We start from the raw sequence: 14,039 nt of genomic DNA on the forward strand, positions 1-14,039 counted from the left end.
GGTGCCTGCGAGTATGGGTCGGGCAGGCAGCCGTGATCGATTGGTCAAATGGGCTAAAGAATGCCTGGACGTGCACGAACAAGTCCGCGGCTGCGGCTGCGGCTGCGGCTGCGGCTGTTCAGACGCTGCGCGACTGGGTCACCTGTACGGCCAGCGCCGTTCTGGACGTCACCCCGTTCTTACGCATGGCCGACTTCAACTGCGCCGTGACGGTGCTGGGCGATCTCGACAGCTCGACGGCTATCTGACGGTTCGTCAGGCCCTGCAGCACCAGCCGCACCACCTCCGACTCCCGCGGCGAGAGCTGGTTGCCGTATCCTCGCCGCCCGCCGCGCCGGCCGCTGCGCACGGCGGCCGCGCAGCGTTCGGCGCCTTCCTGCGCCCGTGCCGCTGCGTGCGGCCTCGGCAGCTGCGCCCAGGCCTGGGCGGCATCGGCCCAGGCCGGCGCCGCCGTATCGAGTTCTGCCCGGTTCTCGGCGAGCACCGCCCGGCACTCCTGAAGTCCCGCCTGCGCGGCGGGTGCGCGCCGCCCGCTCAGTCCGGCGTCGAAGGCGGTCACGAGGTGTTCGGCCTCGGTGTGCCGTCCGGCCGCGGTCAGTGCCGCCACGCGCGCGGGTGCGACGTCGGTCGCCCAGTGCCAGATGCTCTTGCGCATGACCAGACGGATGGGGTCCTCGGTCAGGGCGAGTGCCTCCTCGGTGTCGCCCGCGGCGAGCCGGATCCGTGCCTGGGCCGCGGCGGGCTCCAGCCACAGGCCGACGGCGCCGCGGCGTTCGCCCTCCTGGCGCACCGTTTGCAGCAGATGGTCGACCTCGTCGTCCGCGCCCGCGGTCACCAGTTTCACCTGGGCCAGCACCAGCAGGGCCTGCAGTCGGCACAAGGGCTCTTCGGCCGCGTGCGACCACTGCCCGGCCCGCTCGGCCAGGCCCTGCCAGGCGCCGGTCAGGTAGTCGAGGTGCAGGAGGGTCACCCCTGCCAGGTCCGCGAGCAGTTGGTAGGCGTGCCGGTCCGCGATGTCGACGGCGTTCGTCAGCCGCCGCCTGGCCTGCGCGTAGTGCCCCCATTGGATCGCCGAGTCGCCGATGTTCAGTTCGGCGCGGGCGCGCTGGAGGGCCAGCTGTGGTGTCGACTCGTCCTCGCCCAGTTCCGCGGCGTGCGCCCAGCCGGATTCCTCGCCGAGTTCGAGCAGTGCGGTCGTACGGTTGACCAGCAGGGACATCCGCTCGTGCGGGGAGAGCGGCGCACCGGCGGCAAGCTCGCGGGCCCGCTCCAGCCAGCGCAGGTGGGTCGTGGCCGGCCATGTCCCGCTCAGCACCGGATATCCCAGGGCGGTCATCGCCCAGGCGCCGGTGTAGGTCGCGTCGGCGAGGTGGGCTATCGCCGGTTCCAGCTCCGCCGCCGCGGCCGCGTACTCGCCGAGTTGGATGAGGATCTGAGCGAGCTGGCCGCGCACTTCGGCGCGGTCGGGTGCGCTGAGCCGGTCTGTTTCGAGGACGGCGCGCAGCGTGGCCAGGATGTCCGCGCGCCGGGTGTAGCCGGTGAAGGCCTGGAAGGGCATCTTGCGCACCAGGGGGGCGACGGCTTGCGCGGGCAGGGCCGGTTCGTCGATCAGTGCGTGCAGGAAGGCGAGGGCGCTGACGTGGTCACCGGACGCGAGGGCGATGTCGGCCGCCTGTCCGGCGTACTCGCACCACCGTACGATCTCGCCGGCCTGTCGGAAGTGGTGGGCGAGCCGGCCGACGGGTCGGGGCCGGGCGCTCTCCAGCAGTGCGGCGGCGCGGCTGTGGGCGGCGCGCCGTTCGAACGCCGGCGCCCGGTCGTACACCGTGCGGGCGGCAAGCGCGTGCCGGAAGGCGATACGGCCCGGATCGGAGCCGTCCTCGACCAGCAGGCCGCTGCGGAGCGCGTCGCCGACGGCTGATGCGACTGCTTCGGCCACGGGGGCGGCGGGCCTTGGGGTCGGAGCGGGGGCGCGGTCCGCCGGATTGCCCGTCCGGCTTCTGAGGCCTGCGTCGTGGCCGTTGCCGGCCGGGGTCAGTCCGCTGACCGTGCCCAGTGTCGCCGCGTCCGCCGGATCGCTCAGGACTGCGGCTGCCAACAGGATGTGCCGGGCGTCGGTCCCGAGCCGGGCCACCCGTTCGGTGACCGCGTCCCGGATCGTCGGTGGCACGGCGATCTCGTCGAGGGTGCGTCGCATCCATTCGCCGTCCCGCCGGACCAGGTCGGCGCGATCCCGCAGCAGTCGTACGCACTCTTCCAGCGCGAGCGGCACGCCCTCGGTGCGGTCGTGCAGGAAGGTGGCGAACTCGGTGGAGACGTGTTCGTCGTCCAGCATCGACGACACGAGCTGCGCGGTGTCCGACACCGCGAGTCCGCTCAGGCCGACCCGTGCGTGGCTGGTACCGGCGCCCGTCGGTACCCGGGAGGACAGCCTCAGCAGCAGGGAGTCGGCCGGTACCTCCTCGGGACGGCAGGTCATCACCAGGGTGAGCGGCAGGGGTCGGCGAGAGGCCAGGAACAGCAGGAACTCCAGCGTCGCCTCGTCCGCCCAGTGGACGTCCTCGACGACCAGGACGTCGGTTCCGAGACGGTCCAGGAGTTCGGTGAAGGCCCGGATCAGCCGATGTCGGGCGGCGCCGGCATCGGTCGCCGGTTCCGGTGCGGGCGGCAGAGCGTGCGCCCATTCCGGGAACAGCGGCCGCAGCGTGCCGGCCAGCGCGGACAGTTGGAGGGCTGCCACCTCGGCGCCGCTGGAGGCGGCCTGCCGGGCGGCGTCGACGATCGGGCCCAGGGTGAGCGCCTCGCGCAACGGCGGGCACACCGCCACCAGCGTGCGCGGGCCGGCGGGGGCGAGCGCCGCCAGGGCCTCCTGCACCAGGCGGCTCTTGCCGATGCCCGCCTCTCCTTCCACCAGCACCAGTGCGGGCGGCTGTTGCAGCGTGTCCGTCACACGTCTCAGTTCCGCGTCGCGCCCGACGAAGCGGGGGCGGCTGCACACGGGGGATGTCGCCGATGCGGTCATGACTGTGACGGAACGCTCCCAACGCTTTCGACAGGTGGCTTGGCCGGCCGGCGGGTTGCCGGACCGCGGGGGGCTTGGCATGCGGGCCGGTCCGGCAGAGGCCATTTGCGGGTCTGTCGGGCGGCCGACGCCACACCGGTCAGGTGGACGGGCTTGGGTGCTGCGGGCGGTGTCGATGTGCAGCGGCGCCGCGAGGGTGTCCCCGGTGACGAACCCAACCGTCGGCGGCGGTGCCGATCATGACCTTGTCACCGGTGATCAGAGGGACGCGGTGCGTGCCGCCGCTCGCTGCCGGCTGGTGAACGGCGCCGCCGGACGGCACAGGAGCGCTGTCCGCCGGTACCGCGGCGGTGGCCGGTATGGCCCCTGTCGTCAGAGCGGCAACCGCGGCAGGCGCGATCGGCCCTGGCCGGGAAAGAGGAACGCTGGGCAAGGAGACCCCTCGGGTGAGGCGGAAACGCAAGAGCACGTACGCTGCCGGGCTCCCTCCGCCACCGTCCGGGGGTACATGTGCCGACCATGCACCCGGGCCCGGCCTTGCATCGGCCATCCGACCGCATGACCAACTCGTGGCTGCTCAGGTGCCCGTGCGCCGTCGACTCCTGCTGACTGTGCGATCACCCTCACCTGCGAACGCTGCGATCTCGACCTGATTCGGCCTGACCCGAATAACGACATTACGGAAGTATCGCCCCCAGACCGTCCAGGTCCGCTGAGGGGCCTCGTACCTTGCGGACAGGCACGTGAGCGCCCCTGTCACGCAGGGATCACCAACTCCTCGCACCTGACGCGGCTTTCGCGCGCAGGGACCGTAACCCCACCGCCGGGCAGGGGTGTTTGCGCGCGTCCACGAGCGGCACCGGCACGCCGAGCACCTTTGGCGGGACCTCTTACGGACACCCCGGTCTGCGCCGGTACCTCGTCTCCCCCGGCCGGAGCTGCCCGCCGACGGCTCGCCCTGGAACGCCGGTGAAAGCGGCGGGCGCCCGCCTGCCACACCGCACGATGAGGCCGAGCGGGTCCGGGCTCGGCCCGGGCGAGGAGCGGCGGGTCGCGTGAGCGGCACCGGTCCTGCGCCCTCGGCGGGCGGCGTCAGGGACAGAGACAGGGACAGGGACAGGGACAGGCGATGAAAGCACTTACCTGCCAATGGAGGTAGCGGTTGAGCATGTGATCCAGCTCTTTTGGCAGTTCACTCACATTGCTACGCTCATTTATGAGCATAGAGAGTAGCGCTACTGCCTCTACCCCGATAGCAGTGAGCGCTCCGCAGCAGCACCGGGCCCTCGGTACCGCGCTGGCCGCCCTCGGAGTCGTCTCCTTTTCCCTGACCTTCCCGGCCACCGCCTGGGGCCTGGAGGGCTTCGGTCCCTGGTCGCTGGTGGCCGTGCGCTGCGTCCTCGCCGCGCTGGTCGCGGGCGGCTGCCTGCTGGTGCTGCGGGTACGGCCGCCCGAGCGGCGCCATGTGCCGGGGCTGGCCGTGGTCGCCCTCGGCGTGGTGCTGGGCTTCCCGATGCTGACCACGCTCGCCCTGCAGACCTCCAGCACCGCGCACGCCGCCGTCGTGGTGGGGCTGCTGCCGCTGACCACCGCGGTGTTCTCGGCCGTGCGTACCGGCAGCCGGCCCTCCCGCAGGTTCTGGCTGGCGGCCGTGGCGGGCGCCGTGGCCGTGCTCGCCTTCACGATCGGGCAGAGCGGCGGGGCGCTCACCGTCGCCGACGCCTATCTCTTCGGGGCCCTGCTCGTGTGCGCGGCCGCCTACACGGAGGGCGGCCGGCTGGCGCAGGTCATGCCGGGCTGGCAGGTCATCGGCTGGGCCCTGACGATGTGCCTGCCGCTGAGCGCGCCGGCCGCCGCCGTGGCTCTGACGTACGAGCCGGTCCACTTCACCGCCCACGGCATCGCCGGTGTGCTGTGGGTGGCGCTGGGCTCGCAGTTCCTGGGCCTGGTCGTCTGGTACCGGGGGATGGCGTTCATCGGCATCCCCAAGGCCAGCCAGCTGCAGCTGGGCCAGCCGCTGCTCACCCTGGTGTGGTCGGTGCTGCTGCTGGGCGAACACCTGACGCCGGCAGCTCCCCTGACCGCCGTCGCCGTGCTCGTGTGCATCGCCGTCACCCAACGGTCGTGAGCACCGGGCGAGTCGGCCTGTAGGTCTCGGATGCGTGTCCGACTCCAGGCAAGGTCCGGTCGGCCGAGGTACGAGTCGGCCGAGTCCCTCGTCGATCCCCCCTCCCCCGGGGACGGCCTCTCCGCGCCGTCCGCCAGAATGCCTTTCATGATCGCGAACCAGGTACTCACACACCTCGTCCCCCTCGCCATGGAGGTCGACGAGAACAAGGTCACCCCCGGCACACTGGGCTTCGTCGTCTTCGCCGCGATGGCCCTGGCCGTCTGGGCGCTGATGCGCTCCATGAACCGTCGCATGGGCAACGTCGCCTTCGAGGAGGTTCCGGAGCAGGACGCGGCGGCCTCCGTCGTGGCCGGCACCGGCTCCAAGGGCTGAGCAGGACCTCACCCCGAGCCGGGCTCAGCCCCAGTGGTCCGCCGGGCCCGGCAGCAGGCGCGCGGACTCCGGCCGTACGCGCAGGCCGGCGTCCGCACCGGCGTACCCGGTACCCAACTCATCCACCCAGCCTTCGTGTTGCAAGTGCCGTCCGGATCACCCTCCCCCGCAGACCTCAGCGGGTGTGCCCGCTTCGGCGGCGGCTGTCGCCGGGTGTGCCGGCTCGCCCTGCGGCGTGCCTTGCCGCTGTTCCTGCGCGGCTGACGGGACTGAAGGCCGCCTTCGAGTCCGTGCGGACCGCCGTCGCGTGAGAGGACCCGACCGCGGCGGACGCCACGTCGCCTGTCCCCCGCGCCTGGGTGGGGCGCCCGTCGGCATGCGAAAGGGGCCCGACGGCGCCCATCTGGTCTCAGCAAACTGGCAGTTGTCAGTCCCGGCAGGGGCCGGATGCGCGGCTGCCGCAGGCAGGGAATGCGCGGGCGAGCCATCACGTAGGACGCGGTCTTAGCCTCATCTGCGAGTTCGAACTGTAGGGATGTGCCCCTGCGGTGCATCACCTTCTGTGGTGATTCGATGGATCTGTGTGCGTGATCGCGCTACAGCAGCCGTACAACGGTGCCTCCCCGCACGTTTCTACGGAACTGGAGGCGTACTCACCGCGACCGTCGATAGCGTGGCCCTTATGGCTATCGCTCGCTTGCCTCTCACTGTTCTTGCCTCTCACTGTTATCGATTGTCCCGACCCCGGTGTGCTCGCTCGATTCTATGGATCGATGCTGGATTGGAAGGTTGACGTCTCCTCGGACAGGGCTGCCGTCTGCGCTGAGAACGGCCAGTGCATCTCCTTCCATAAGGTGGTTGATTACACTCCGCCGCTGCGGCCGGGCCAGGAAAGGCCTCAGCAGATGCACCTCGATGTGATCGTTGACGACCTCGATGCTGCCGAGGTGGCAGTGATCGGCCTTGGCGCGGGCAAGCACCCGGAGCAGCCTGGTACGTCCTACCGGGTTTTCCTGGACCCGGCAGGTCACCCTTTCTGCCTTTGTCTGGACTGATCTGGAGAGGGCTGGGCTCCTGGACCGGTGGTCACGACCTCTTGGGCCAGTTACGAGTTGGTGCGTGATAGCGGGTGCGGCGTCGTGCCTGGAGGGTGGCATGATCCGGCTGTGGCGGGCATGGTCAACCGGGCGGTGCTGGTGCACCGGCTGTTCACGGGGATCTCTCGACGTCATCTCGCGTGTCTGATCGAGGAGTTGGCCGTGTCGTGGCAGGCCGGCCTCGAGGGCCGCCGTCATGCTGCACGAGGCGGGGTCAGGAAGCGGGCCGCGGGTGTCGGCACCCGGCATCAGCGGGTGTTCGTCGACAGGCTGGTGGCCACGCTGATCCATCTGCGCCACGACCTGCCGCACGCGGTGCTCGGCCTGCTGTTCGGCGTCGACCGCTCCACCATCACCCGCGCAATCGCAGAAGTACGCACACTCCTGGCCGAAAGGTGGTGCGCGGTCCCCGACCGTCCCGACCTGCGGCTTCGGACGCTGACGGATGTGTTCGCCCACGCCCAGGCCGAAGGCGTCGAGCTCCGGCTGGACGCCACCGAGATCCAGGTCCGCCGGCCACCGGCCAGACGTGGCGGTCGACGCGCATTCATCTTGGGCAAGAAGAAACAGAACACGATGAAGGCCACCGTCATCGCCGACCGGCAAGGCCGCACGCTATGGACCGATGGCCCGCGGCCTGGACGGATGCACGACGCCACGGCCGTCCGCAACAAAGGCATCGCCATCTGCTTCCAGTACTTCCCCGACGTCGAGATCCTCCCGGACGACGGCTGTCCCGGCCTGAGCCGCGACCGCCTGCCCGACACCTACCGCGCCATCGCCAACCTCGTCTCCGACCGCACCGCCCAAGTCTGAGCAACGGTCCTCGAACGGACCAGCACGCCCCACCCGCTGTCACGCACCGACTCGTCAGGAGCGAGGTCGGGGGATCATAGGCGTGACCTGGGAATCCCTGCCTTGGGCGGCATGGGGCGGTTCGCACCCTGGTGAACCTGGATTCTCTGTGGGTCCCCGTCCGTTCTGGCACGGGAGTGGCACGACACCTCGCCGCGTCACCAGGACTCGGCCTGCAGGAACAACGTGATCACCTTCGTGAAGAACCAGACGGAGAACACCAGGCACGCAAGCCACAGCCCCCACAAGACCCAGCGAGCCTCTCGTCGTATTCGCATGAGCTGATCGTCCCCCGTCGAGTCCTGGGCTGTCACCGGCCCAGTCTTCCCATCCCGCCACTCGCCCCCCGGACCAGCCCAGGCTGTGGTGGTCCGACGAGGAGCCACGCGTGTCCGGCACGGGCGGGTGACCGTCTGTTCCACGCGCAGACGAGCGACTTCCCGCACTCGGCGTGGGCTTCACGAGCAGGGCGCGGTGACCCACCGCCGGTGGGAGCGTCTGCGCGTCCCCCGCAGGCATCGGCACCGGTCGGCGGGCAGGGCGAGCGTGGTGCCCCGGCCTGGCATCGGCTCACGCATGCCGTCGGTCACGGCCGGCCGGCGCGGGGACGGACCGGGGCACGGTGAACCCGTGCGGTCACGGCCGAAGCAGCCGACGCGGCTTCTCAGCCCTCCTCCGCGGCGTTGAGGAGGGCCAGGCCGAGGGGGGGTGAGGCTGTGCAGCATGGAGTTGCGGTGGCGCAGCGAGCGGATCAGTCCGGCCTCGCGGAGAACGGTGGCGTGTTCGCTGGCGCTCGCGGGTGCGATTCCCGCGCGAGCGGCCAGTTCCTTGGTGGAACACCCCGGGTGCTCCACGACGGTGGTGAGCACCGTGGTGCGCGTGCGGCCCAGAAGGGCCGACGCGCCGGCGGAGCGTGAGCGGCCGGGCGCGGTGGCAGGGACGGTGAGATCACCGGGGTGCCGGTCCGGGCAGGCGGGGTAGCTCACCGAGACGGGCGGGCCGTCGGTGACGATGGCGCGGGTGCAGAACATCGACGGGACGAGCAGCAAGCCTTCCCCGTCCAGGCGAACGTCTCGATCGGCTCCATTGACCATGCGGACTTCCAGAGCCGGCGCCTTCCATCGCATCCACTGGGGGTTGGCCTGGGTCAGCAGCTGCTCGACACCGCCGGTGAGCAACTGCTGCAGGCGCAGCGGCCGGTCCGCCTCCAGGTGTGCGGTGAACCGGTCCCGGTGCGGAGCGAGCAGGCAGGTGTGGAGGTCGCCGAGTCCCGTGCAGAGCTCGGCGAACAGGGAGGCGTCGTCGGCCAGACGGCGGGTCCAGGTGGACAGCGAAGGACGACTCCGTGCCGTCTCCAGCAGGTTCGTCCTGACGTGTGCGCGAGGTGTGCTGCGCACCTGTTCCAGAAGTTCTTCGACACCGCCCGCCCTGGCCGGGCTGAGGAAGTCCGGCGAACATCCCACGACAAGCATGAGGGCCAGTGCCACGCGAGCCTGGGCGGACAGCCCGGCACGTGCACGGTGGCGCCAGGCATCGAGCCGGGCGGGCCGGTAGCGGCTCTGCAGCGCTCGCGCGGCAAGTTCCAGCTCGTGCAGCGGCATCGGCGCCTCGGCCACACGTGTGCGGGCCAGATCCTGAACCGTGAAATGTATGCGGTAGACCATGACAGCCTGGAGTGGTCCTTCCGGAATGTCGTTCTTCGGGCCAGGCCGAATCAGATCGAGATCGTGCCGGTCAACAGGGAGGCTGGGTCCACCAGTCGGGCCGACATAGTAAATGGCCCGAGCTGGTGCGTGCCCAGGCACGGTGTGATGCCCCAGGCTCGACGCGGCACACACACCACGCCCACGGCATGCTCCGGTCGTTTCGAGAGGGGGTGCTTGCGTGCAGGGCCGAACACCTCATCACCCGCCCGAGCACCGGCGGCCCTTGACGGGCCTGCCCCACGCCCCGTCTCTCACACCGCCGCCGCACACAGGCGCGCACACCGGGTGGGACTGCGCGGCGAGCCGCGCCGTGGGTGCTGAAGGCCACCGGTGAAGCGGCTTGGACGGCTGTCGGCACGACTGGCTGATGCGTCGGGCAACAGGCCACAGGTCGTGCGGGGTCGACGCAATGTGATCACGTGCGGCCCGCGGCCGTCCAAGGAAAAGGTGCAGCCAAAAGCTGCTTGCGCATCCTCTCCTCATGCCCACCGGCATGTGGAAAGGCTCGTCCAGCGAGAGGAACTCGTGAAGTCCACGTCCAAGAGACCTGCGTTCGGCGCGTTCGTGGGGCTCAGCATGCTGTTGGTGGCGGCCACGCCGTCGGCGTCCCTGGCGCTCGCGGGCTCGACCCGTACGGTGCCGGCCTCGCCATCGCACTCCAGATCGCCTCTCCCGTCCGCCCTGGACGCCGACGGTTCCGGGCCCGCCGCCGCACAGCGGTGGATACCGTTGATCACCGGCGACCGCATCCTGGTCAACGGCAAGGGCGATGTCCTGTCCGTACGTCCCGCCAAGGGCCGGGAGAACATACCTCTTCGTGTCGAGAGCGTCGGCGGCCACACCTACGCCATTCCCCGCGATGCGCGGAACCTGGTCGAAAGCGGTCGCCTGGACCGGCGGCTGTTCGACATGACCGCTCAGAGCGCTTCCGCCTACGCTCAGCGCACGGGCCTGCGACTCATCGTCATGTACGACGGGGCCCGCCCGGCGGCCAGGACGGCCCTGCGCAACACCGCCGGGGCCGCCGTGCAGCACAGGCTGACCAGTATCGACGCCGACGCCATCAGTGCGCCCGCGAACGGCACTTCAGCCCTGTGGTCAGCCCTGACCGACACCTCCGCCCACGCCACCGGCCGCACCACCGCGCCCGGCATCGCGTCGGTATGGCTCGACGCCATCGTTCAGGCCTCGCTCGACAAGAGCGTTCCGCAGATCGGCGGACCCGAGGCCTGGGCTGCCGGTTACGACGGCACCGGCACACGTATCGCCGTCCTGGACACCGGTATCGACACCACCCACCCCGACCTGGCCGGCAAGGTCGCCGCCGAGCACAACTTCTCCAACTCGCCGACCACGGACGACCGGTTCGGCCACGGCACTCATGTCGCGTCCATCGCGGCGGGCACCGGCGCCAAGTCCGCCGGCAGGTACAAGGGTGTGGCGCCGGGCGCCCGCCTCCTGGACGCCAAGGTGCTCAACGACAGCGGCCAGGGCGGCATGTCCGAGATCATCGCGGGCATGGAGTGGGCCGTGGCCCAGAAGGCGGACGTCGCCAACCTCAGCCTGGGCGCCTACGACTCCCCGGAGATCGACCCGATGGAGGAGGCGGTCGACAAGCTGTCGGCCGGGAGCAGAACCCTCTTCGTCGTAGCGGCCGGCAACAACGGCGAACTGGGAGCCGGATCGATCAGCACGCCGGGCAGCGCGGATGCCGCGCTCACCGTCGGCGCGGTCGACAAGCAGGAGGTTCTCGCCCCGTTCTCCAGCACCGGGCCGCGCGTCGGGGACGACGGCATCAAGCCCGACCTCACCGCGCCCGGTGTGGGCATCGGGGCCGCGGCCGCGCACGACAGCTTCATGGCCGGCGCCGGCACCCCGGTCGCAGACGGGTACATAGCCCTCAGCGGCACCTCCATGGCGACCCCGCACGTCGCGGGCGCTGCCGCCATCCTCGCCCAGCAGCACCCCGACTGGAGCGGCGACGACATCAAGCAGGCGCTCGTCGCGTCGACCACGCCCGGTGCGTACACGGCGTTCCAGCAGGGCTCCGGCCGCGTCGATCTGCGCAAGGCGATCAAGCAGAGCGTCTTCGCCAAGGAGACCTCGCTCTCCTTCGGTCTCGCCCGCTGGCCGCACACCGACGACCAGCCGCTCACCCGACACCTCACCTACCACAACACGGGTGAGGCCCCCATCACCCTGAAGCTGACCGTGGACGCCACCGCGCCCGACCAAAGTCCCGCGCCCAGCGGGATGTTCAGCGCCGACGACCAGGTCACCGTCCCCGCGCACGGCGAGGCGAGCGTGAAGGTCACCGCCGACACCCGGCTCGGCGGCGACACGGCAGGCCGCTTCACCGGACGCATCACCGCATCCGGTGAGGGGCAGAGCGTCGCCACCGCGCTGGCCGTCGAGCGCGAGTCGGAGATGTACAACGTCACCGTCAAGCCCCTGGACCGTGCGGGCGAACCCGCCCCCGTCGACGCCTGGGACGCCACGCTGGCCGGCCTGTCCGGTCCCCTCGAGGGAGGCGCCTCCTACCTGTCCGCAAACACGTACACGGTGCGCGTCCCCAAGGGCCGGTACTACCTCAACGCCTCGCTCCGCGTGGATCCGACCGGCTCCTACGGCCAGGGGGAGGACTGGTTCAACCAGCCCAACCTCGACGTCACCAAGGACACCACGGTGACGCTGGACGCGCGCACCACCAAGCCGGTCCGGGTCACCGTCCCCGACCGTGCCGCCCAGCAGACCTCCGGCTTCGTCCGCGCGGGTGTGGATCAGGCGGGCCGCCCCGGCCCGACCTTCCTCGCCTTCTTCGACTCCACCAAGGAACTGCGCACCGCGCACGTCGGCCCCGAAGTCGCTGGCCAGGACACGCTGAAGCAGCGCATCGAGGCCGCCTTCTCCACCGGCGCGCAGGGACACGACGACTACGACGCGTCCTACGAGCCCAAGGGTGACCGGTACGTCACCGGCTTCCAGGCCCACCCCCGCACAGGCGACTTCGCCGAGGTCCGCACGGGGCTGGGGGCGTCCGGGAAGGACAAGACCGGATTCCTCTCGCTGGCCGCCCAGGGCGGCGGCAGTGTGACCGTCGAGCGTTCCCTGCCCTCCACGACCACCCTTCACCTGCTCTCACCGGACAGCACCTGGTGGCTGTCCCTGCGCCAGAGGGGGGCCGACGGCCACCTCGACACCGTCTACAACACGACGGAAAACACGTTCGAGCCGGGCCGTTCCTACCGCCGTGTGCTGAACGTGGGTGTCTTCGGACCCGATCTGCCCGAAGGCGCCAAACTGATCCGGGTGGGCGACACGATGACCGGCAGCCTCCCGCTGTTCTCCGACGGGGCCGGCAACTCCAGCAGCAACCAGACACGGGTGGACGCTGCCGACACCAGCCTCTACCGCAACGGCGAACTGGTACGCCGCAGCCCCTACCCGATGGACTTCTTCTACCCCGCAGCCAGCACCGAGCGAGCCGACTACCGTCTGAACGTCTCGGTCGAGCGCAGCACCGAGGCCGACGTCTCCAGCAGCCTGACCGTGGACTGGACGTTCTCCTCCGCCTACACCCCGAAAACCACCACGCTGCCCATCTCGGTCGTCCGCTTCACCCCCCGCCTGTCCCTCGACAACACCGGCAAGGCGGGCGCGAAGGTGCGGGTCCCGGTCATCGTGAAGGGAGCCGCCGCGGGCCAGAACCTGAAGTCCCTGACGGTATGGGTCTCCTACGACAAGGGCACCACCTGGCAGACGGCCACCGTGCGCGACGGCCGGGTACACCTCACCAACCCGACAGCGGGCGGCAGCGTCTCGTTCAAGACCCAGGCCGTCGACCGGCAGGACAACGCCGTCGACCAGACCATCATCAACGCCTACCTGACGAAGTAGGCACGACCGTACGGACCCCGACGCCCGCGCCGTCCTCCCCCTGGAACCGGGATCGCGCGAGCCACGGGAGCCCTCGACACCCGCACGACACCGAGCCGGCCGAAGGGCCCCCGCCACAGGCGGGGGCCCTTCCCCCTGCGTCCCACCCGGCTCCCCGCACACCTCACCCGGCACGGCCCGCGCGACCCCCACAACCGGGGTCGGCCTGCGAAGCCGACACACCACCGACCTACGACAAGCGCGCCTTGTTCCGGACGATCGACGCATGATCGCCGGACAGACGGCCCGGCTTCCTTCTCCGACAGGTGCCCGATCATCTGAGGGGCCGCCTCGGCCGGCGCTGCAGGAGGCCTGCGCCCACCCAGGCACACCCATGGCTGAGACGTCCGACCAGCGACCGACCCGACCCTTCTCGTGGGCGCCCTCGATGCCCGGGCGGCAGTAGAAGCTATCGATGCCATGGTGCGACTTGAACGCGATCCACCGGTCCGTCTCCACCCTCGCCCGGCACAGCCCGAGCACGCGGGCGACGGCCGCCTTCAGGTTGCCGTAGCGGATCTTGCTCCGCGGGACCCCGCCCAGCGTCCGCAGCGCGTGGACGTGCCCTTCGAAGAACGCCTCCTGACCGGCCGAGGCGAACACGCGGTGTACGGCCTTGCCCGACTCAACCAGGATGTCGGGCCCGGGCCGCGACGTAGTGACGGACCATCCCGTAGGAGACATCGGCGCCGTGTTCCTTGAACAGCCGGTGGAAGATGAGCAGGAAGACCATGCGATCGGTGAAGGACCGGCGGCACCCGACCTGTCTGCGTACCAGCCGGCCGTGGTCGACGACATGCGAGCCCTCATGGCCGACCTCAAGCAGTGATCCCGGCGCCTGCCCCGCCCGGACGGTGTGCCCTCGGGTGCGGCCCGCCCCGCCGCCCGGCGGTTCGAGGCGGGGTCTGCGGGGCTGCCCG

Annotated in this window: 8 protein-coding genes and 1 pseudogene; 6 read left to right on the top strand and 3 right to left on the bottom strand. The window is 70.7% G+C overall.

Annotation, left to right across the window (positions count from 1 at the left end; all coding sequences use genetic code 11):
* Positions 1 to 118 precede the first annotated feature (118 nt).
* Positions 119 to 3,127 (bottom strand): ATP-binding protein, encoded by a 3,009-nt coding sequence (locus ACZ60B_RS15795; RefSeq protein ID WP_469387219.1) that lies wholly within the window; start codon positions 3,125 to 3,127, stop codon positions 119 to 121.
* 1,111 nt (positions 3,128 to 4,238) lie between these two features.
* On the opposite strand from ACZ60B_RS15795, the gene ACZ60B_RS15800 reads away from it, so the two are divergent.
* The 4 genes from ACZ60B_RS15800 to ACZ60B_RS15815 all read left to right on the top strand — a co-directional run bounded on the left by ACZ60B_RS15800 (position 4,239) and on the right by ACZ60B_RS15815 (position 7,438).
* Positions 4,239 to 5,150 (top strand): DMT family transporter, encoded by a 912-nt coding sequence (locus tag ACZ60B_RS15800; RefSeq protein ID WP_469387221.1) that lies wholly within the window; start codon positions 4,239 to 4,241, stop codon positions 5,148 to 5,150.
* A gap of 147 nt (positions 5,151 to 5,297) precedes the next feature.
* Complete coding sequence (locus ACZ60B_RS15805) at positions 5,298 to 5,525, top strand: hypothetical protein (protein WP_469387223.1); 228 nt, start codon at positions 5,298 to 5,300, stop codon at positions 5,523 to 5,525.
* A gap of 713 nt (positions 5,526 to 6,238) precedes the next feature.
* On the top strand, positions 6,239 to 6,580 hold the full coding sequence (locus tag ACZ60B_RS15810) for a VOC family protein (RefSeq protein WP_469387340.1): 342 nt from the start codon (positions 6,239 to 6,241) through the stop codon (positions 6,578 to 6,580).
* A gap of 120 nt (positions 6,581 to 6,700) precedes the next feature.
* Positions 6,701 to 7,438 (top strand): transposase, encoded by a 738-nt coding sequence (locus tag ACZ60B_RS15815; RefSeq protein WP_469387342.1) that lies wholly within the window; start codon positions 6,701 to 6,703, stop codon positions 7,436 to 7,438.
* 497 nt (positions 7,439 to 7,935) lie between these two features.
* Here ACZ60B_RS15815 and ACZ60B_RS15820 read toward each other — a convergent pair whose 3' ends face one another.
* Positions 7,936 to 9,141, bottom strand: a complete 1,206-nt coding sequence (locus ACZ60B_RS15820; RefSeq protein ID WP_469387225.1) for a MarR family transcriptional regulator — start codon at positions 9,139 to 9,141, stop codon at positions 7,936 to 7,938.
* 567 nt (positions 9,142 to 9,708) lie between these two features.
* Between ACZ60B_RS15820 and ACZ60B_RS15825 the strand changes: the two genes are divergently transcribed.
* Positions 9,709 to 13,080 (top strand): S8 family peptidase, encoded by a 3,372-nt coding sequence (locus tag ACZ60B_RS15825; RefSeq protein WP_469387227.1) that lies wholly within the window; start codon positions 9,709 to 9,711, stop codon positions 13,078 to 13,080.
* 399 nt (positions 13,081 to 13,479) lie between these two features.
* Here ACZ60B_RS15825 and ACZ60B_RS15830 read toward each other — a convergent pair.
* Positions 13,480 to 13,752 (bottom strand): annotated as a pseudogene (locus ACZ60B_RS15830) (IS21 family transposase); the annotation flags it as partial.
* A gap of 58 nt (positions 13,753 to 13,810) precedes the next feature.
* On the opposite strand from ACZ60B_RS15830, the gene ACZ60B_RS15835 reads away from it, so the two are divergent.
* Entirely contained in the window at positions 13,811 to 13,948 is a 138-nt protein-coding gene (locus ACZ60B_RS15835; protein ID WP_469387229.1) for a hypothetical protein, read from the top strand.
* Positions 13,949 to 14,039 lie beyond the last annotated feature (91 nt).

This window comes from Streptomyces sp. NPDC104096, assembly GCF_055584385.1.

Bases quoted from the DNA above. Each gene is read 5' to 3' on its own strand.
- ACZ60B_RS15795 (WP_469387219.1), bottom strand. From the start codon at position 3,127: ATGGCCTCTGCCGGACCGGCCCGCATGCCAAGCCCCCCGCGGTCCGGC.
- ACZ60B_RS15800 (WP_469387221.1), top strand. From the start codon at position 4,239: ATGAGCATAGAGAGTAGCGCTACTGCCTCTACCCCGATAGCAGTGAGC.
- ACZ60B_RS15805 (WP_469387223.1), top strand. From the start codon at position 5,298: ATGATCGCGAACCAGGTACTCACACACCTCGTCCCCCTCGCCATGGAG.
- ACZ60B_RS15815 (WP_469387342.1), top strand. From the start codon at position 6,701: ATGGTCAACCGGGCGGTGCTGGTGCACCGGCTGTTCACGGGGATCTCT.
- ACZ60B_RS15820 (WP_469387225.1), bottom strand. From the start codon at position 9,141: ATGGTCTACCGCATACATTTCACGGTTCAGGATCTGGCCCGCACACGT.